This is a genomic window from Clostridioides sp. ES-W-0016-02 (assembly GCF_020641035.1).
In the GTDB taxonomy this organism is placed as follows: domain Bacteria; phylum Bacillota; class Clostridia; order Peptostreptococcales; family Peptostreptococcaceae; genus Clostridioides.
Window position 1 is genome coordinate 3,818,197 of record NZ_CP061361.1, and the last position, 20,109, is coordinate 3,838,305.

Below are 20,109 nucleotides of genomic sequence, written 5' to 3' on the forward strand. Positions count from 1 at the left end.
TTCATAATTCGATAGCTTACTGAACTATTCTATCATTAATTATAGTAGTTTTCTACTAAATTAAGTGACTTTTTAGCCCTCTAATACAGCTTTTACTTCATCTTTCGATAATAAAGTTAATAATTCTAAAAATCTCTCTTCATCTATAACTTTAATTCCTAAATCATTTGCTTTTGTAAGTTTAGAGCCAGCTTCTTCTCCAGCTAAAACAAAAGTTGTCGATTTACTTACACTAGATGTAGCTTTTCCACCTCTTTTTTCTATCATATCTTTTGCATCATTTCTTTTTAATGTAGGAAGTGTACCAGTCAATACTATTTTCATTCCTTCAAATATTCTTTCTACTGTTTCACCTGTATTTTCTAATGATTTTGTATTTACTCCTACACTTTTTAGTTTTTCTATGACATTTATATTTTTATCTTCCTTAAAAAACTCAACAACACTATTTGCCATTATACTCCCAAATTCCTCTAAATCTTCTAATTGCTCAATTGTTGCAGAAATCACATCATCTAAATCTTTAAATTTTGAAGCAAGTATCTTAGCTGCCTTAACGCCTATAAATTTAATTCCTAAACCATTTATAAGTCTCCATAAATCATTTTCTTTTGACTTTTCTATTGAATTTATTAAATTATCAGCAGATTTTTCACCCATTCTTTCTAAATCAACTACATCTTCCTGTTTTATATAATATAAATCAGACACATCTTGAATTATTTTTTCATTTAGCAACAATGTAATTATAGATTCTCCTAAACCATCTATATTCATCGCGTCTCTTGATACAAAATGTATAATTCCCCTTCTTATTTGAGCTGGACAAGACATATTTATACACTTTACAGCAGCTTCTCCTTCTAATCTTACTGTTGGTTCTGAACAAACAGGGCATTTTTCTGGCATTTTAAAATCTACTTCCTCCCCAGTACGAGCTTCTTTTATAACTTCTAAAACTTGAGGTATTATATCTCCTGCTTTTTGAACCAATACTGTATCATTTATTTTTATGTCCTTCTCTTTTATATAGTCTTCATTATGAAGTGTTGCTCTACTTACAGTAGTACCAGCAAGTCTAATTGGTCCAAGTACTGCTGATGGTGTTATTGTACCAGTTCTTCCAACTTCTACTATTATATCTACTATTTTAGTTTTTTTCTTTTCTGCTGGAAATTTATATGCAATTGCCCATCTTGGGCTCTTTGCCGTATATCCCATCTCTTCCCTTTGTTTTATATTATTTACTTTTATTACCATTCCATCTATCTCGTATTCTAAATTACCTCTATTTTCTGTCCAATGTTCAATATGTTCGATAACTTCATCTATATTTTTACAAACTTTATAATTTTGACTTACTGAAAAGCCTAGCTTTTCTAAATATTCTAAGGATTCGCTGTGACTTTTTAAGTCATAATCTTCTATATTTTCCATATTGAATACAAATATATCTAGTGGTCTCTTTGCAGTTAATTTTGAGTCTAATTGTCTTAATGAACCTGCTGCAAGATTTCTTGGATTAGCAAATAGTGGTTGTTCCTGTTCTTCTTGTTGTTCATTCACTTTTCTAAAGTTATCTTTTGATATATAGACTTCTCCTCTAACTATTAACTCTTTTTTTTCATCTATTTTAAGAGGTATGCTTTTGACCGTCATTAAATTTTGAGAAATATCTTCTCCCACAATCCCATCACCTCTAGTTGCTCCTTTTTCAAACGCTCCATTATCATAGGTAAGACCTACTGAAAGCCCATCTATTTTAAATTCAACAACGTATTCAACATTGTCTCCCACATAATCTTGAACTCTCTTATCAAAATCTCTCAAATCTTGTTCTGAAAAAGCATTTGATAAACTTAGCATAGGAGTTTTATGTACAATTTGATTAAATTTATCTAATGGCTTACCTCCTACTCTATTTGTTGGAGAATCAACTCTCTTTAGTTCTGGATTTTGTTCTTCCAAAGATATTAGTTCTTTCATTAGCTTGTCATATTCGTAGTCCGATATTTCTGGGCTATCTTGGTTATAATACCTTTCATTATGATAGTTTATTTGTTCTATAAGTTTATTAATTTCATTTTTAACGCTCACTCTTAGCACCTCTTCATATTTTTTAAATTGAATCATTTTAAAATTTCCCTATAATTAATTATTTCCTATTTATATATTTTTTAGTATATCACTTTTTTGACTTTAAATTTATTACAAAAAAAACTCTTATAGTATCTCTAACAATACCAATAAGAGTTTTTTATTTTCATTAGAATTTTTATATATTTAATAACCTTTTGATATATCTACAACATTATCTACAGGTTTATTTTCTATTATATAATGTTTTAAATTATTATAGACCATATTAAATGTTCTCTCTTTATTTTTATCAGACACCCAAGAGTTATGAGGAGTTACTATAACATTTTCAAGCTCCCATAGTTTATTATCTTTACTTAAAGGCTCACTTTCAAATACATCTAACGCTACACCTCTAAACTTCTCTACACAATCTTCTAAATCTTTCTGATTAATGGTGTTTCCTCTACCTACATTAATAAATACAGAACCTTCTTTCATAAGATTAAACATATCTTTATTTACTATTCCGTCTGTACTCTTTGTAGAAGGCATTGCTACGACTATTATGTCACATTCCTTAAATACAACATCCATATCTTCAGTAGAAAAACACTTGTCAAAGTATTTTTTATTACTTCCATCAGTATTGACTCCCCATATTTCTACACCAAAGGCCTTTAACCTTTTAGCTGCTTCTGATGATATAGTTCCTGTTCCAAGAAATCCAACCCTTTGACCATATAATTCTGATACAGAAAAATCCATTTTCCATTCTTTATTTTTCTGTTGTTTAAAAAATTTTGCACTATTTTTATAAATTTCTAAAATATACATAACAATGCTTTCACCAATAGGTATACTATACCCGCCTCTATTGTTAGCTATTTTGATATCTCTTTTTAACACATCTTCTTTTGGTATTTGGTCTATACCTACACTTGTTGTTTGTATATATTTTAAATTTTCCATTTTGGAAATATCTAGTCTGTCAAAAGGATTATATGTAACTAGCACATCTGCAGTGTTTACATCTTCATTATTTTCTATACTATCTTCAGAATAATGTATAACATCATATCCTAATTCATTTATTTTTTTAAATTTTTCTTCTCCATAATTTATTGTAAATAATACTTTCATTTTACTTTCCTCCATCCACTTATATTAAGATTTTTATATCTTACAGTATAATATGATACTTAACACATATTAGTTAAATTTATTAGAAGATGGTTCTAAAAACTAATTTACTTATGCTCAATTGTTTTTCCTGAAGACATAGCATTGCGTTCTTGAACTAAATTTTCTATTAAATTATTTAATGTCCAATCAATAGATGTCTCTGTTACCATTGCTGTAAAAGGTCTATTTATTCTTACTTTTTTCAATCCTTCTAAAAATGCATTTACTTGTGTGCTGGAAATATTATTAAATATTACAGACTTACTTTTAATTCCATTATCACATTCACTTGATATATTCCCATCCAAAATATCTCTTACTATGTTTTCACCATTTTTATCACTTAAAATGATATGGTCTCTTATTCCAGCAAAATTACTAACATTTTTAATTAATGATAATTCTTTTTGATTAAAATTTACAAACATAATACATTTCCTGCTGTGTATTTTATCTAGATTATTATTATTTATTTTTTCAAATGACATTTTATCCATCCTTTCATTTATCTATATATTTTAATTTACCCTATCTATTTAAAATAATCAATTTTTACAGATAATTTTTATATTAATACCCCAAATTACATACAACTAATTCATCTATCCAAAACTAATATATAAATTTAGAATAATTAGATTAATATTTACAAATTATAATCTAAAGGAGAGATATCATACCATGAAGACACTACTAAACAAAAATTTTAGCATTAAAAACTTTTCATCTGCTTGGATTATAGTACTTGGTTGCATGTTGATACAAGCTATACCATTTAGTATTGTAGCAAGTATACAGCCTCAGTTTATAAGTTATGTTGTAGAAGGAGAAGGTTTTAGATTAGCATCTTTTTCTCTAATATTTACTTTTGGTACTATTGCTTCAGCAATTGCTTCACCATTTATAGGTAAATTATTTTCCAAGGTCAATGTTAAGATATTATATTTATTAGGCTGTATAATTTCTAGCATTGGTTTTGCTACATTTTCTATATGTACTGAACTATGGCAATTTTATACAGTATCATGCATTGTACAAATTGGAGCTACAATTATATCTGCGATAGGAATACCAATTTTAATAAGTGCTTGGTTTGATGAAAAAAGTAAAGGAAAAGCTATGGGCTTTGCTTTTGCTGGTGGCTCTATTGGTAGTATATTTCTACAACAACTTGTAGTTCGTTCATTAGCATCTCAAGGATATAGCCGTTCTTATCTAACATTTGGAATTGTAGCACTAATAGTTGGTATACCTGTGACATTATTTATGCTTAAAATGCCTAAAGATACTAATGAGAAAATAAACTCTAAAATAAAAAATGATGAAACACCTAATAAAATATCCCCTTCAGTATGGGGTTATACGTTAAAAGAGGCTAAAAAGAATAAATATTTTTGGATTATGACAATTGGATTTGCTTTTGTAGGTATATATGTTTCATCATTATCTGTACAATATCCGACCTACCTTAGAAATTATATAAATCCAATTTTAATAGGAACAGTAGGTTCCACTTTTGCATTATTTGCTCTTATTGGTAATTTATTTGGAGGATTATTGTTTGATAAATTTGGTCAAATAAAACCACTGATTATATCTTTTATATTTGTACTTATAGCTACTTTATCATTACTATTTGTCGATAAATCTTCTAATCTTGCATTTGTATTTGCTATTTTAAAGGGTCTTTCTGTATTTGCTTATATGATAGGACCTGCTTATTTAACTGGTGCTTTTTTTGGTCAAAAGGAGTTTGGCAGTATTTTTGGAATTGTTCAGTTAATTTTTGCAATTGGATTTGCACTTGGTTCAACATTATTTGGATTACTCGTTGATAATTTTGGCTATAAATTCTCTTGGTCTATTATAATTTTATCAGTTATAGTTGCCTATGCTTTACTTATCACAGCTTCTATGGGAATGACAAAGTTAAATAAGAAAAGGTTAGATAAATTGGCACAATAATTAATTCTTAATCCCTATAAAAATTATACAAAAAAGATGGAGACTCTAATAACAACTAGAACTCCATCTTTTTATTAATTATATTATAATATAGCTAACTTTCTTTTATTTTTAACAGTATTATCTATATCCTCATCTTTAACTATAGTAAATGCTTTTGTTGGACATACATTTACACATGCTGGTCCTTCTGGTGAATCTATGCAAAAATCACATTTGTTTGCTGTCATTCTTTCTCTAAAGCAAAGCTTTCCTTTGTCTATATCTTTTAGTGTAACTATATCTATTGCTCCTATAGGACATGCCAGCATACAAGTCTTACATCCTATACAATTTTCTTCATTTATTTTTATTGTATTACCCACCCTAACTATACCACCATTTGGACAGGCCTTTGCACAAGGAGCATCCTCACAATGTCTACATTGTATTGGAGCACTAACTTCCTTTGTTTTTATGACAGAAAGTTTTGGATTAAAGTTTATCTCGTCTGGACTTTTGTAAAAAATATCTTCATCTGAATGTGCAACCACACATCCTATCATACAAGTTCTACATCCTATGCACTTATCAGGGTCTGCTATAACAAAATAATTCATTACTTAGCCACTTCCTTTCCTATACAGTATGTAGTGTGTAATAAATGATGAGATTTTTCTCCTAATGGCTCCACTAGATATTCATCATATAATTTTTTAATGTCAGAATTTTCATGAGATTTTCTAATTGCCAAGTGTTCATCATGCACATATGTTGCTTTTGTTCTATTTTCATAGGCTAATTCTTTATACTCTTCTAGTAAAACTTTTGGCTGACCTCCACCACTTACACATCCAACAGGACAAGTCATAACCTCTATAAAATCTATATCCAACTTTCCTTTTTCTAAATCTTCAAGTACTGGTATTACATTTTGCAGTCCACTTACTACACCAACTCTTAAGTCTAAATCTCCTACCTTAATAGTTGATTTTCTAAAACCACTTTCTCCTCGTACTTGTTTTACTTCTACATTAGGTATGCTTTCTCCAGTTATAAGCTCATAACCTGTTCTTATAGCTGCTTCCATAACTCCACCAGTAACACCAAATATAGTTCCAGCTCCACTGTAACTACCTAAAGGGCTGTCAAACTTTTCTTCTCTTAAATTTTTAAAATCAATTCCCATGTCTTTTATTAGGTAAGCTAGTTCTCTAGTAGTTAACACTACATCTACATCTCTATATCCACTAGAATCCATCTCTTCTCTATCACATTCATACTTTTTACATGTACACGGCATTATAGAAACACTAAATATTTTAGATGCATCCACATTATTTATTTCTGCGCCATATGTCTTAAATATTGCGCCACCCATCTGTTGAGGTGATTTACAAGAAGATAAGTGATTAGTTAACTTAGGATAATTTTTTTCCATAAATTTAACCCAAGCTGGACAACAAGATGTAAACATTGGAAGAGTTCCACCTTCTGTAACCCTCTTAATTAACTCACTACCTTCTTCCATTATAGTTAAATCAGCTGCGAAATTAGTATCATAAACTCTATCAAATTTTAATGCTCTAAGCGCTGCTGCCATTTTTCCAGCACCTAAATATCCTAGATAGTATCCAAAATCCTCTCCCAAAGCTACTCTAACTGCTGGTGCACATTGAACCATAGTAAATACATCTGGGTCACTTAAAGCTTTTTTTACCCTATCTACATCGCATACATTATGTGCTGCGAATATAGGTTCATTTATTGATTCTGGTATTTTTCGTTCCTGTTTTTTATCTTTCAAAAACTCAAATCCTTCATCTATAACTGAAGCATACGATTTACAAGTTTGAACACATTGACCACACATAACACATCTATCTAGGTTTATCTCTTGTGGTTTTCCTTCTTCCCCCTCAATAGCATTTACTGGACATACCTTTGAACATTCTCTGCATCCAGTACATAAATCTTTATCTATATTTATTATCATAAACGTCACCCCTTTATCCTTTATTTATTTGTCAACAATAAACTAAGTGCAGCTTGTCTATTCTTAGCTTTTTTGTCATCTATTGGAGTAACAAGTTTTAATGCATCTTGAGGACATGCGCTTATACAAGCTATTTTTTCATTGTCTTTACATAAATCGCACTTATACGCTATTTTTTTATTTTCTTCCAAAATTACTTGTTCTACTTCTTTACCATCTTTATATTGTGGAAGTAAATCTATAGCTCCAAAAGGACATGCTAGGAGACAAGTTTTACACCCTATACACTTTTCTTCATTAACAAACATGACATTGTTCTCTTTGTTTATAGCTTTTTGTGGACATGAATTTAGACAAGGAGCATCTTCGCAATGTCTACATTGTATTGGCATACAGAAAGTATCACCTTTTACTAAATAGAGTCTAGGTATAACTGGTATGTCAACTGTCCCAACCGTATATCCTACATTATTATGTTGGTTATGCATTGTAAAACAAGCTACTTCACAAGATCTGCAACCTGTACATTTACTTGGGTCTGCTATTACAAAAGAGCCTATTTTATTATTCATATTATCCCACCTTTCAATTTGTATATTTCTAAGTCCCTAGTTATTTTTATTATATATATTTATATATTTTAGTGTTTTTTCAATACTTATATTTCGCTTGCATTTTTTACACAAATTATATTTATTGGCATATACTTTGTCAGTATCATCAATTACTACTCCACACACTTCACATCTTGAATATTTTTTTTCTTCTTTATTAGCATACATACGCTTCAGTCTCACTTTTTGATAACTCTCTGTGAATTTGCATAGATATTCATTCGTCTTCCTCTTACAAATCCAATAAGAGTTATATTTAATTTTTTAGAAAGCTCTATTGATAAATTAGTTGGTGCTGATTTTGATATTACAATAGGAATTTGAGTCATAGCTGCCTTTAGCATCATCTCTAAAGATATTCTCCCACTTACAACTACAGTTTTATCTTTTAGTGATATTTCATTTAAAACACAAAACCCTATTGCTTTATCCATTGCGTTATGCCTTGCTACATCTTCACAGGTCACTATTTTTTTATCATTATCAAATATGGATACACTATGTACTCCACCTGTATTTTTAAATAATTCTGACGAATTTAAGTTTTTATCCATTATACTGTAAATCGCATCATAATTTATTTTTATATTACTCTCTACAGGAGCACAACTTATATAGTCTAGTGAGTTTAAAAATATAATTTGTTCCTCTTCATCCTTATGTCTCTCTTGAATAGTTACTTTTGTAACACGTTCCTTATCATTTATTTCTATATCTAATATGTCTTTTTTATTTTCTATATATCCCTTTGTTCTCAAAAAACCAACTACAAGCTCTTTTAAATTATATGGTGTACATAAAAATGTATTTATGTATTTATCATTTAAAATAAAGCTAAGTGGATATTCTGCAATTATTTCTTCATATTCATTTGATAAATCATGTTCATTTATTTTGCTTATTTCTAATTTAAAAGAATTCATGTATTCATAATCTACTAAACTATAACTGTTTTCAAAAACTTCACCTTTACTATTTTCTTGGGACTTAGTTTTTGAGTATATATTCTCCATAAGATATTTGCCCTTCCGCTTTTTATAAATCTTTAATCTAATAACTACTAAACATTTGTGGCAGTCATTTTATCTTTAAGACTTTGATATTCTTCTCTTACACATTTCTCTGCTAACTCTTGGTCATCAAGTTTTTCAAGTTTAACAGCACAATATTTGTATTCTGGTGTTTTAGATATAGGGTCTAAGTTTGCTATTGTAAGCTCATTACAAGCTCCAACCCACCACTGATAAGTCATATATGTTGCTCCTTCTTTAACTCTGTCAGTTACTGTTGCTCTTGTTATTACACTTCCTCTTCTTGAACTAATTCTAACTAGTTCATCATCTTCAATTCCTAATCTATCTGCATCATTACAATTTATTTGAACACGACCAGGCTCATCTTCTAATGAGCTAAGTGTTCTACAGTTACCAGTCATAGTTCTTACTGAATAGTGACCAACTTCTCTCACAGTACATAAACTAAATGGATACTCATCATCTTCAACTTCCATAGGAGGTCTCCATTCTGCAGCAAATAAATTACCTCTTCCATTAGGAGTAGAGAATTTTTGTCCTTCATATAGATACATAGTTCCTTTGTCTTCCATACTTTCACTCTTACAAGGCCATTGAACAGAACCTTGGGCCTCTATTTTTTCATAAGTAGCACCTAAGAAATTTGGACATAATGCTCTAAGTTCATCCCATATTTCTCTAGTATTTTTGTAGTTCATAGGATATCCCATTGCTGTAGAAATTTCACTTATAATTTGCCAGTCTGGTTTTACATCTCCTTGTGGCTCTATAGCTTTTCTCATCAATTGGAATCCTCTATCTGCACATGTATATACTCCATCATGTTCGCCCCAAGAAGTAGCTGGAAGTATAACATCAGCATGAAGTGCTGTCTTATTCATAAATATATCTTGAACAACAACAAACTCTAACTCATCTAAAGCTTCTCTAACTTCTGATGCATCTGGGTCACTTTGTACTGGGTCTTCCCCAAATATATAATAAGCTTTAAGCTTCTTCTCTTTTAACACTAAATTTGGAACTTGAGTTAAACTATATCCATTATTAGGAGATAACTTTACTCCCCAAGCATTTTCAAATTTTTCTCTTATCTTATCATCAGTTACATTTTGATAACCAGGATATACATTAGGAAGAGCCCCCATATCACAAGCTCCTTGAACATTATTTTGTCCACGTACAGGTCCTATTCCAACGCTTTCTCTACCAAAATTACCTGTAAGTAGAGCAATTGATGCAAGCCCTTTAACTACATCAACAGCTTGACCAAATTGGCAGACACCCATTCCATAAAGTATCATTGCCTTCTTACCTTTTGCATATTCTCTCATAGCTCTTCTTATAAGTTCTTCTGGAATTCCTGTCAGCTTCTCAGCATATTTAGCTGTATATGGTTTAACAATTTCTTTGTACTCATCAAATCCTTGTGTATGGTTTTGAACAAAGTCTTTATTGTAAAGACCTTCTTCTATTAAAACGTTTCCAAAAGCATTTACTAAAACCATATTTGTTCCACCCTTTATAGGTAGATGTATATCAGCAATTCTTGCAGACTCAGTTAATCTAGGGTCAGTAACAATTAACTTAGCTCCATTTTTCTTAGCTTTAATTATTCTATTTGCAACTATTGGATGTGAATCTGCTCCATTATATCCAAATATGAATAAAACATCTGCGTTTTCTATTTCTGGTATAGAATTAGACATTGCACCACTACCTAATGAGTAAGCCAGACCGGCTACAGATGGTGCATGTCAGACACGAGCACAATGGTCAACATTATTAGTTCCTATTGTAGCTCTCATAAATTTTTGCATTATATAATTTGCTTCATTACCAGGCCCTCTTGCAGAGCCTGTTCCCATAATAGAATCAGGACCATATTTTTCTTTAATTTCGTTTAATCTTGAAGCTGTATAACTTATAGCTTCATCCCATTCAACCTCTTCTAACACACCTTGTTTTCTTATCATTGGTTTTTTTAGCCTAGGTGTTAAAATTTTAGGGTCATTTAGAAAATCCCATCCATAACGACCTTTTAAACATAAACTTCCTTGATTTGTTCTACCATCAGCTGGCTCCGCTTTTAATATCTTGTTATCTTTTACTACTAGATATAATTGGCATCCAGCTCCACAGTATGGACAAACTGTTAAAATTTTCTTCTCCATACATTTCCCCCCTTAGATTTATCCCCTGATGAGTAAAATTTACCTTAAAGATAATAAAGTACTTTTATAATATGCAAAATTTACAAATATTTTGCAATATTATCTATTAAATTCAACAATTTTCTCACAATTCCTTTTAAATTTTAAAAAAAATATGTCATAACAATCCTTATATTTTAATCGCCTAATTAAAATATTATAGTTCTTATGACATATTTTTTACTATATGCTTATTTAGATTTATCTAATTTTCACTTAAAATGGCATTTCTACCAATTCTATTTTTCATTCTATAGTGAGTGATTACAGTAAAGATACCACTTCCAATCAGAATCAAATAGTACATAAATCCACCATATAAAAATACTGCATAACCCATTAGAGGTTGAGGAAATACTGATTTAAATATAGTGAAAAATGCTAATTCATTAGCTCCTACATTACCAGGTGTTGGTATTGGAGATATTGCCATATATAAAAAAGCTTGTAGTGTTAATATATAAATATAACTATAACCTTGTAAATTAAATGCTTTATATATCCAAAATGATACACTAAAGTAAGCACTTAATTGAATAAAAGTCACTATAATAGTTAAAATCAATACTTTTTTATTTTTAGCAAAAAAACTTATTGCTTTACTATAATCATCTATAAAATTTTCTATAGAGTCTACTTTACTCTCTAGGAATCTTAAAAACTTAAATTTTGATAAATATTTTACTGAAACTCTCATAAAATATTTTATTTTTTGAGGATTTAAAATAACTAAAATTATCATAATTAAAACAAATGAATTAATTGCTATTCCTAGAAACACTAAGGGCATGATTACTTTCATTTGTTTTTCTAGCATAGCTAGATTCATTAATACTAATATTGTGCAATAAACAGTAACTACTATTTGAAAAATAATAGACTTATTTGTAACAACTGCACTTGCTTTACTAAGTGGCATTTTGCATTTTTTAAGTACATATATTTGTACTGGTTGGCTTCCTGAAGCAAATGGAGTTATTAGATTATAATAAAATCCCATAATGGCTAGCTTGAAACCAATAAATCTAATATTGACTTTGTGAGTACTTTCTATAATTATCTTCATTACTAATCCTTCAAGCATTATGTGAGACATTATTGCCAAAGCCCCTACAAATAAAAACTTTTTATCTACCATAGTTATAACATTTGATAACATCTTAATATCTAATGTTTTAAATACCAAGTAAATTGTTATACCTATTAATAAAAATAAAAATGTATACTGTAGTAGACTCTTTCTAATATTTTTTAGTTTATCCATTAGAAAAACCATCCTTTGCTCAAGATTTATATTAAACACCATATTATTAGTATACACTACTAATATTAATATTTTATAACAAAATACCTTACAATTTTGTAATTTACAAAAAATATTAATCTATAAATTAAATTTTAATATATAGATTAATATTTTACAAACATTTTGTAGATATATAATGTATTTGCACTGAGTAATACTTTATTATATCCACTTATATCCTATCCCCCATACAGTCTCTATTGTATAAATATCATAAGATTTCAACTTGCTTCGTATATTTTTTATGTGTTCTGTAATAACACTTATATCACTTTCTCCATCAAATCCATATATATGCTCATATATTCTTTCTTTTGAAAAGACTTGTCCCTTATTTTTTGCTAGAAATTCACATATTAGGTACTCACTCTTAGTAAAATTTATCTTATTATTATCAACAGAAATTTCTTTTCCCAAAAAATTAAATTGAACATTTGATATAGTTAATGAATTTTTTTTCTCTCTATTTTCTCTTCTCAAATGAGCATTTATTCTGGCTCTTAACTCACCTACACCAAAAGGCTTTGTAATATAATCATCTGCCCCTATACCAAGACCATACATAACATCACTTTCCATATTTTTAGCTGTCAAAAACAATATTGGACAATCAACCTTATTTCTTATAATTTTACATACTTCAAAACCATCCATTTTGGGCATCATTACATCTAATATTATTAGATTAAAAGGATTATAATCAATATCAAAAATGTTTTCTACATCACTAATTACCTTTACTTCATGCCCATCTCTTTTTAATATATTTTCAATTAACTTTAACATATCTAATTCATCATCTACTACTAGTATCTTAGACATACTAACACCTCCATTACATATTTAATGACACCTTAATTTATATATTTAGTTATATCTTTATAAATTTATATAAAATCTCATACTATTATATTATAACTTAAAGCAATTAATTAATATTTTATAGCAGAATCATTTTAACACTTCAAACATAAAAAATTTATATTTTAAACACTTAATATTTATTTTACATAGATTCCTTTAAATAGCAAAATTTATTTATTAATTTAATATTGTAATATTCTGGATATATAATAAAATCAATAATAAGAAAACTTTTTATAAATATATACATAGGTCTTTAAATCGGAGGAAAATATTATGGATAAAAATATCAAAACAAGTAATTATAATGTTCCATTTGATTATGCACGAAAAAAACTCAAAGAATTAGACCCTCATACAATTAGTAATTTAAGTAATATTGACTTTAATAGTGATTCAAGCAAATTTACTATTGATTTTTTTGGTAGACAGTATATAGTTGATTATCCGAGTGGAGAAGTTTGGAATAGCAATGGAAGGCTCTGTAAAAATTTCGAACTTAAGATTCTAATGCTTAGGTATTTGTGTAATTCTAAAGGTATACCTCTTACAAATAAATATATAACTTTTAAAGAAGTTCCTGGAGGCAATGTCTATTATCCTAACTTTCTAAATAGAACTCTAGCAAGACTTTCAGAAATCTTTACATCTAAAATAGATAAATATAAACTGGTCATGGAGAATATTGGAGCTGAAAAAGTAAAGATGGGTGACCTAGCTTATAAGTTTACATACATAGGTAATACTTCTATGATATTTATACTTTGGTTTGGAGATGATGAATTTCCACCAAATTCAAATATATTATTTGACTCTAATATAATTTATTATTTTAATGCAGAAGACTTAGCAGTTGTTCCTGACACAGCTATAGATGCAATTTTGAATAAAGTAAATCAATTATAAACATTGATACTATTGTAGTAGAATTCTTGATAAATTTAGTCAGAATCTAATATGAAATGGAATTAAGAAATGAACGTAGAAAATCAATATTTATCAGATAAGGTAAGCCAAGTACACTAGCTACAACACACTACTATGAGATATTAGAAAATCTAGAAAAAAGATAATGTTATTATACACAAATAAGTATAGCTTCTTTGTATTTTTTAAAGCTGCTATACTTATTTAAAATGATGTTACATAAAACATGTTAAACTGGCTGGTCTAACCGATTTAAATATTATTGTTTACTCTTTCCAATTTGTAACACAATCTCATAATTTAACTTACTTCTCCTTAGGTCAACTCCAGATATACTTTTTATCATCCCACAGTCTAACATGTCTTCAAAGACCTTTCTAGATATGCCAAGCTTCTCACGTAATAACGTGGATACCTTTAATTGACATGGATACTTACTTGCAATACGAATTTGTGTAGAGTCATCAATACAAATATCTTGACCTACTATTTTATATTCTGGGATGCCAACTTTCGCCCCATTTCTATGTAAAAACTCAACATTCATAGCATATTGTTTAACAAGATTATAATCATTCGTATAAAATTGTTCTAATATCTCTGGATTTAAGTTTTTTGGATTAATACGAGAATATATGGTTGAATTCCATGTTGAATCACAATTTGAGCATTTATATATTAACCAAATATCTAAATACTTATGTTGGGCATTCACTCTAAATAAATCTGAACAAATGTATTCAGTCTTTTTCCCACATTTTTTACAGTACCTAATTACTGGCAATTGGGATTTATACTCAATCTCCCAAGTAATTTTTTGCATAAATACATTTTCCTTTCTATAATATTGCTAAAATAGAAAGTCGTGAAAAGGTGGAATATAATCAAGCATTTTTTTCAAAACAGTACCTCCTAATTTTTAATAAATTTAAATTTCAATTACACACTTATATAATAAATTATTTTCTCTTAATATCGACACTACTGCTGAATTTTCTTATTATATAAGCTTCTGAAATTAATTAAATTATAGCATCCACTAAAAAAAAACTATACCTTAAACATTTTTAACAAAAGAAAATAAGCCAGTATAGTTATAGAACTATACTGGCTTACATTTAAATATCTTTTCTTTTTTCTTGTAATATAATTCTTTGAATACTCTTCAAAGACAGATAATATTTTTCTGATAAATACTGCAAATCATGACCAACTTGATAATCTTCATAAATTTGCATATTTCTAATTGTTAAATCTTCACGAGTAGATGTATTACTTCCCCATTCTCTTTTATTGTTTGATTTTCTGGGAATATAAATACATTCTCCATCCACATATTCTTGTATCAATTCAAGTAATTCTTCTGGTAATATATGTATTGCTTTTTTATAGCTCATTTTGCTCTCCTATTAAACAGTAATTTTTTATTAGGAATAGCAAAGGGCTATCTGTATATTAAATTTTATAGTTGCAATAGCCCTTGCTATGCAAAAATAAAGATTAAATCAAGCATAAAGTCTCACCCCTCCTTATATCACAGCGATACATATAAGTCTATCAATAGCACAAATAGTTGTCAATCAACATAATTTCTTTATTTTTTATTTATATTTGTAGTTTATTATATATCAAATTAGAATTGTTAATTAAAAAAAAACTTTTACATTGATGGGTTTATTACTGAACATGGAACTCCAACTATACATTTTCCACAGATATCACATCCACCTATATAAGAATATTTTTTCTCATTTATCATACACATTTCATAACACTTATTTCTATCAAACCCATCTTCTTTTAAAGCTTCTTTCACACATTTACTTACACACTTTTTACAACTATTATTATGTTTATACAAGCAGTATTCCTTTTCTGGTCTTTTAGTTGGTTCTAACTTTAAGCTTGTGATTATACTTCCTATCCTTCCACAACATCCTTTTTCTGTAATAAGCATATTGTTTAGACCAAAAGTTCCAAGACCTGCTATGAATGCTACATGTCTTTGTGACCAATCACTAATCAATTTATCATTATCAAAATTATATGACCCAGGAATAGCATAGGAGTCAAATCCCATGTTGCCTAGCTCTTCACATAAAAAATTATTTAAATCGGAAATCAATTTATTAGTTTCTATATAAGCTCTTGCCCAACTTTCTGAACATTCGAGCCCTCCAATATTACTATTATTTATGTTTTTATCAAAGGGTATAAAATATGTAATTATAGTCTTACCATCTTTTAAAAAATCTTTTGGCATAGCATGAGATGTTCCTACAATATTTTTTAACTGATAAAACATTTCATCTTCAGCAGAAGCATAGGCAAATAAAAGCTCTTGCCACTTTTGAGTCACATCATTTGAATTATAATAATCTTTTACAAAGTTATTCATTAATTTTTCAATTCTATTTTTCATAATATCCCCCCAAAAAAGTATCTCTTTCTAATTTAATACTATTATTTTATATTATATAATAGTATGCTATATTCTGCTCATCAATTAATATAAAAAAGCTTCTAATATCAATCAGATACTAGAAGCCTTTTTTTAATTATATAATTTAGTTAATCGAAATTCCTGCACTTGCATATCCTGCTACAGTATTAACTAATGAAAGTCCTGACGCTGTCGCTGTAAATACTAGTAAGAATCGAGTTTGTGCTGTTACTGATATATTTAATCCTGTTACAATTCCATTAGAAACTGAACCAAGTGATAATATACCTGTAAGTGGTGGAGCCAGTGTAACTGTTGCTCCTGGTACAGCTGTAAATGAGTTGTTTGGTGCAGTTGATTCATAAAGTGTAGCTGTAATTGTGACTGTTGAACCAATAAGTGAAAGCGCTGCTGTTGTACTAAAATATGCTGAAATAGATGTTATTGTTCCAGCTCTTGGCATTGAAAATGCAAAGTTAGTCAATGTTCCTGCTGCATTTGTAAGGTCTATTACTCCACCAACTATACTTAGGCCTGGAGCTGAACTTCCAAAACCTACAAATCCTGGTGTGCCCACTAATCCACCAGCTATAGTTGTAAGTGCTAGTGGTATACCTGATGCAAAAGGTATTATAGCACTAGCTCCTGGTATTCCTGTTGCCCCTGTTGGACCTGTTGCTCCTGTTGGACCTGTTACTCCTGTTGCTCCATCTGCTCCTGTATTTCCTGTTGCTCCTGTTGGTCCTGTTGCTCCATCTGCTCCTGTATTTCCTGTTGCTCCTGTTGGTCCTGTTGCTCCATCTGCTCCTGTATTTCCTGTTGCTCCTGTTGGGCCTGTTACTCCTGTTGCTCCAGCTGCTCCTGTATTTCCTGTTGCTCCTGTTGGACCTACCAATCCATCTGCCCCTGTATTTCCTGTTGCTCCTGTTGGGCCTGTTGCTCCATCTGCTCCTGTATTTCCTGTTGCTCCTGTTGGACCTGTTGGACCTGGTACTCCATCTGCTCCTGTGTTTCCTGTTGCTCCTGTTGGATATACTAATCCATCTGCTCCTGTTGGGCCTGTTGCTCCTGTTGCTCCTGTCACTCCTGTTATTCCTACCCCTGTTGCTCCTGTTGGACCTGTTGGGATCTGTTGCTCCATCTGCTCCTGCTGCTCCTGTTGACCTATGTTGGACCTACTAATCCATTTGCTCCTGTATCTCCTGTTGCTCCCTGTTGGATACCTGTTGCTCCATCTGCCCCTGTATTTCCTGTTGCTCCTGTTGGTATATCAATCCATTTGCTCCTGTTGCTCCTGTTTGGTATGTTGGACCTGTCGCTCCAGGTGTTCCTGTTGCTCCTGTTGGACCTATTAAACCTGTTGCTCCTGTTATTCCTACTCCTGTTGCTCCTGTTGAATCTGTTGGACCTGCCAGTCCATCTGCTCCTGTTGCTCCTGTTGCTCCTGTTGGACCTGCCAGTCCATCTGCTCCTGTATCTCCTGTTGCTCCTGTTGACCTGTTACTCCTGTCGCTCCAGGTGTTCCTGTTGCTCCTCCTGTTGACCCTGTTGGACCTGCCAATCCATCTGCTCCTGTTGCTCCTGTTACTCCTGTTGGACCTGTTGCTCCAGGTGTCCCTGTTGCTCCTGTTGTTGGATATATTAAACCTGTTGCTCCTGTTATTCCTGCTCCTGTTGCTCCTGTTGGACCTGTTGGGCCTGTTACTCCAAATCCTGTTGCTCCTGTTATCCCTGTTGGACCTGTTATTCCATTTGCTCCTGTTACTCCTGTTGGACCTGTTGGGCCTGTTACTCCATCTGCTCCTGTATTTCCTGTTGCTCCCGTTGGACCTGTTGGGCCTGTTACTCCAAATCCTGTTGCTCCTGTCGCTCCTGTTGGACCTACTGACCCTGTTGGACCTGTTGGACCTATTAACCCTGTTGCTCCTGTGTTTCCTGTTACTCCTGTGTTTCCTGTTGGGCCTGTTGGACCCATTGGTCCAGTTGGACCTGTTGGGCCTGTTGGACCTGTTCTACCTCTTGGACCCATTGGTCCGGTTGGACCTATACATGATGGTGGGCAACCATGATGACAGTCACAACTATTACAACTATCACAACTGCTATTGCAATCATCATAGTTGTTATCATGGTTATTACCATCAAATGGGCCAAAATATTTATTTCTACTCATTACTTAAAGCACCTCCTAATATATTTGAGCTTTCATGCTCTCTATATAATATGTCAAAATTAGTATTATTGTGACTTATCAATAACTTTTATATTTACTAAAATAATTTTCATTGTACAAAATAGCACTATCGTTAGGTTTGATTTCTTTTGCTTTTTCATGATAAGATATCGCTTTATCCATTTCTCCTAGTTTGTCATAGCATACACTTAATTGTATATATGGTAAGTATCCATAACAATCATTTGACTTAAATCCTCCATTAATGTCATTTTTATCTCTAGTTAATGCTACTTTATACCAAAAAATAGCTTCTTTATATCTTTGTCTATCAAACAAGTGCTTTCCTATATCACAGCAAACTTCTGCTCTTGGCTCATCAAATTCAAAGCTTCTAAATAAAGAATATAAGGCACTTTTTTCATCATTAATTAAGTAATAACATGTGGCTAAATCTCTGCAAGCACTTATACAATCCTCAATCCACCCTTTTGAAGAGTCTAAAAACTTAGTAAAACCTTCTATAGCATCTTTATATCTTGCATTATAATACAATTCTCTTGAGTAATAAAACTGATGTCTTGGCTCCAATATCCTACCTTCTGAAATCATTTTTTCAAAAATTCTGAGATTTCTTAAAGGGTCCTGTCTATGAAGTTTTTTATGTGATATTGCAATGTCAGAATAAAATATTTCTCCAACAAGAGGTATTACTTCATGAATAGGGTCAACCCATTTATAATTAGAACTTCTCTTAAATAAGCGTTCTCTATAATATGATAAAGTTGGTTTTCCGTTTTCATCAAATGATACATTGTATTTTGCCATGACCATATCAATAGAAGTATCTAAATTTTCTTTAACTTTTGATAGTTCTTTTCTATCCTCTTCTAAAATTATGTCATCTGCATCAAGCCACATTATATAGTCTTTAGAAGCTTTAGAAAATGAAAAATTTCTCGCAGCAGAGAAGTCATCTATCCATTCGAAATCGTACACCATGTCTGTATATTTTGAAACTATTTCTTTTGTGGAATCTGTGGAACCAGTATCTACAACTATAATTTCATCTACTAGATCCTTTACACACTCTAAACATCTGCCTATAACTTCTTCTTCATTTTTAACAATCATGCACAAACTTATTGTAATCATAATGTACAACTCCTTTGTCTTTTATATATTACAGACATAAGTAATATATGGTATTTACTCTTATTTTGTTATTGAAATATGGAAAATTTTTAACGACAAAAAATTAGTAGGTAAGTTTATTTATCATATATGTTTATAGTTCATTTTTATTTAATTCATAATTTAAATATATCGATTTG

At 30.5% G+C, this 20,109-nt stretch carries 17 protein-coding genes and 1 pseudogene; 2 read left to right on the top strand and 16 right to left on the bottom strand.

The genetic code is table 11. The features are described from left to right. Positions 1 to 72: 72 nt before the first annotated feature. From ligA to IC758_RS17665, 3 genes are all read right to left on the bottom strand, one after another. Positions 73 to 2,097, bottom strand: coding sequence for an NAD-dependent DNA ligase LigA (ligA, locus tag IC758_RS17655; RefSeq protein WP_227860646.1), 2,025 nt, complete (start codon positions 2,095 to 2,097; stop codon positions 73 to 75). Between the two features lie 186 nt (positions 2,098 to 2,283). Beyond that, positions 2,284 to 3,222, bottom strand: coding sequence for a phosphoglycerate dehydrogenase (locus IC758_RS17660; protein WP_227435742.1), 939 nt, complete (start codon positions 3,220 to 3,222; stop codon positions 2,284 to 2,286). Positions 3,223 to 3,329: 107 nt separating this feature from the next. Next, the gene (locus IC758_RS17665) at positions 3,330 to 3,752 is read right to left on the bottom strand and encodes a DUF3783 domain-containing protein (RefSeq protein ID WP_227481839.1); all 423 of its coding nucleotides are present in this window, start codon (positions 3,750 to 3,752) and stop codon (positions 3,330 to 3,332) included. A 193-nt stretch (positions 3,753 to 3,945) separates the two neighbouring features. On the opposite strand from IC758_RS17665, the gene IC758_RS17670 reads away from it, so the two are divergent. Continuing rightward, positions 3,946 to 5,229, top strand: coding sequence for a conjugated bile salt MFS transporter (locus IC758_RS17670; protein ID WP_227435738.1), 1,284 nt, complete (start codon positions 3,946 to 3,948; stop codon positions 5,227 to 5,229). 83 nt (positions 5,230 to 5,312) lie between these two features. On the opposite strand, the gene IC758_RS17675 is transcribed toward IC758_RS17670, so the two are convergent. From IC758_RS17675 to IC758_RS17710, 8 genes are all read right to left on the bottom strand, one after another. Further along, positions 5,313 to 5,828, bottom strand: coding sequence for a 4Fe-4S dicluster domain-containing protein (locus IC758_RS17675; RefSeq protein ID WP_227435736.1), 516 nt, complete (start codon positions 5,826 to 5,828; stop codon positions 5,313 to 5,315). Beyond that, the gene (locus IC758_RS17680; RefSeq protein WP_227855654.1) at positions 5,828 to 7,204 is read right to left on the bottom strand and encodes a [FeFe] hydrogenase, group A; all 1,377 of its coding nucleotides are present in this window, start codon (positions 7,202 to 7,204) and stop codon (positions 5,828 to 5,830) included. The genes IC758_RS17675 and IC758_RS17680 overlap by 1 nt, the downstream gene beginning before the upstream one ends. A 20-nt stretch (positions 7,205 to 7,224) precedes the next feature. Beyond that, entirely contained in the window at positions 7,225 to 7,776 is a 552-nt protein-coding gene (locus IC758_RS17685; RefSeq protein ID WP_227435731.1) for a 4Fe-4S dicluster domain-containing protein, read from the bottom strand. A gap of 36 nt (positions 7,777 to 7,812) precedes the next feature. Then, positions 7,813 to 7,986, bottom strand: coding sequence for a hypothetical protein (locus IC758_RS17690; protein WP_227435728.1), 174 nt, complete (start codon positions 7,984 to 7,986; stop codon positions 7,813 to 7,815). An 11-nt stretch (positions 7,987 to 7,997) separates the two neighbouring features. After that, positions 7,998 to 8,831, bottom strand: a complete 834-nt coding sequence (fdhD, locus tag IC758_RS17695; protein ID WP_227855655.1) for a formate dehydrogenase accessory sulfurtransferase FdhD — start codon at positions 8,829 to 8,831, stop codon at positions 7,998 to 8,000. Positions 8,832 to 8,878: 47 nt separating this feature from the next. Continuing rightward, positions 8,879 to 11,023, bottom strand: coding sequence for a formate dehydrogenase subunit alpha (gene fdhF / locus IC758_RS17700; RefSeq protein ID WP_227481836.1), 2,145 nt, complete (start codon positions 11,021 to 11,023; stop codon positions 8,879 to 8,881). 244 nt (positions 11,024 to 11,267) lie between these two features. Then, positions 11,268 to 12,326 (bottom strand): lysylphosphatidylglycerol synthase transmembrane domain-containing protein, encoded by a 1,059-nt coding sequence (locus IC758_RS17705; RefSeq protein WP_227435711.1) that lies wholly within the window; start codon positions 12,324 to 12,326, stop codon positions 11,268 to 11,270. A gap of 204 nt (positions 12,327 to 12,530) precedes the next feature. Then, complete coding sequence (locus IC758_RS17710; RefSeq protein ID WP_227481835.1) at positions 12,531 to 13,190, bottom strand: response regulator transcription factor; 660 nt, start codon at positions 13,188 to 13,190, stop codon at positions 12,531 to 12,533. A 318-nt stretch (positions 13,191 to 13,508) separates the two neighbouring features. On the opposite strand from IC758_RS17710, the gene IC758_RS17715 reads away from it, so the two are divergent. Continuing rightward, positions 13,509 to 14,138, top strand: a complete 630-nt coding sequence (locus tag IC758_RS17715) for a DUF3786 domain-containing protein (RefSeq protein ID WP_227860647.1) — start codon at positions 13,509 to 13,511, stop codon at positions 14,136 to 14,138. Positions 14,139 to 14,418: 280 nt separating this feature from the next. Here IC758_RS17715 and IC758_RS17720 read toward each other — a convergent pair whose 3' ends face one another. The 5 genes and pseudogenes from IC758_RS17720 to IC758_RS17745 all read right to left on the bottom strand — a co-directional run bounded on the left by IC758_RS17720 (position 14,419) and on the right by IC758_RS17745 (position 19,930). Further along, entirely contained in the window at positions 14,419 to 14,982 is a 564-nt protein-coding gene (locus tag IC758_RS17720; protein ID WP_227435703.1) for a DUF1062 domain-containing protein, read from the bottom strand. A 295-nt stretch (positions 14,983 to 15,277) separates the two neighbouring features. Beyond that, positions 15,278 to 15,556, bottom strand: a complete 279-nt coding sequence (locus IC758_RS17725) for a CD3324 family protein (protein ID WP_227435701.1) — start codon at positions 15,554 to 15,556, stop codon at positions 15,278 to 15,280. Between the two features lie 263 nt (positions 15,557 to 15,819). Beyond that, positions 15,820 to 16,581, bottom strand: a complete 762-nt coding sequence (locus IC758_RS17730) for an epoxyqueuosine reductase (RefSeq protein WP_227435699.1) — start codon at positions 16,579 to 16,581, stop codon at positions 15,820 to 15,822. A 145-nt stretch (positions 16,582 to 16,726) separates the two neighbouring features. After that, positions 16,727 to 18,775 (bottom strand): annotated as a pseudogene (locus IC758_RS17735) (exosporium glycoprotein BclB-related protein). A 78-nt stretch (positions 18,776 to 18,853) separates the two neighbouring features. After that, complete coding sequence (locus IC758_RS17745) at positions 18,854 to 19,930, bottom strand: glycosyltransferase (protein WP_227435695.1); 1,077 nt, start codon at positions 19,928 to 19,930, stop codon at positions 18,854 to 18,856. Between the last annotated feature and the right edge of the window lie 179 nt (positions 19,931 to 20,109).

What these genes read in the sequence shown, in the direction of transcription:
- IC758_RS17660 (WP_227435742.1), bottom strand. Translation starts at nt 3,222, where the DNA reads ATGAAAGTATTATTTACAATAAATTATGGAGAAGAAAAATTTAAAAAA.
- IC758_RS17665 (WP_227481839.1), bottom strand. Translation starts at nt 3,752, where the DNA reads ATGTCATTTGAAAAAATAAATAATAATAATCTAGATAAAATACACAGC.
- IC758_RS17670 (WP_227435738.1), top strand. Translation starts at nt 3,946, where the DNA reads ATGAAGACACTACTAAACAAAAATTTTAGCATTAAAAACTTTTCATCT.
- IC758_RS17675 (WP_227435736.1), bottom strand. Translation starts at nt 5,828, where the DNA reads ATGAATTATTTTGTTATAGCAGACCCTGATAAGTGCATAGGATGTAGA.
- IC758_RS17680 (WP_227855654.1), bottom strand. Translation starts at nt 7,204, where the DNA reads ATGATAATAAATATAGATAAAGATTTATGTACTGGATGCAGAGAATGT.
- IC758_RS17685 (WP_227435731.1), bottom strand. Translation starts at nt 7,776, where the DNA reads ATGAATAATAAAATAGGCTCTTTTGTAATAGCAGACCCAAGTAAATGT.
- IC758_RS17690 (WP_227435728.1), bottom strand. Translation starts at nt 7,986, where the DNA reads ATGTATGCTAATAAAGAAGAAAAAAAATATTCAAGATGTGAAGTGTGT.
- fdhD (WP_227855655.1), bottom strand. Translation starts at nt 8,831, where the DNA reads ATGGAGAATATATACTCAAAAACTAAGTCCCAAGAAAATAGTAAAGGT.
- IC758_RS17705 (WP_227435711.1), bottom strand. Translation starts at nt 12,326, where the DNA reads ATGGATAAACTAAAAAATATTAGAAAGAGTCTACTACAGTATACATTT.
- IC758_RS17710 (WP_227481835.1), bottom strand. Translation starts at nt 13,190, where the DNA reads ATGTCTAAGATACTAGTAGTAGATGATGAATTAGATATGTTAAAGTTA.
- IC758_RS17715 (WP_227860647.1), top strand. Translation starts at nt 13,509, where the DNA reads ATGGATAAAAATATCAAAACAAGTAATTATAATGTTCCATTTGATTAT.
- IC758_RS17720 (WP_227435703.1), bottom strand. Translation starts at nt 14,982, where the DNA reads ATGCAAAAAATTACTTGGGAGATTGAGTATAAATCCCAATTGCCAGTA.
- IC758_RS17725 (WP_227435701.1), bottom strand. Translation starts at nt 15,556, where the DNA reads ATGAGCTATAAAAAAGCAATACATATATTACCAGAAGAATTACTTGAA.
- IC758_RS17730 (WP_227435699.1), bottom strand. Translation starts at nt 16,581, where the DNA reads ATGAAAAATAGAATTGAAAAATTAATGAATAACTTTGTAAAAGATTAT.
- IC758_RS17745 (WP_227435695.1), bottom strand. Translation starts at nt 19,930, where the DNA reads ATGATTACAATAAGTTTGTGCATGATTGTTAAAAATGAAGAAGAAGTT.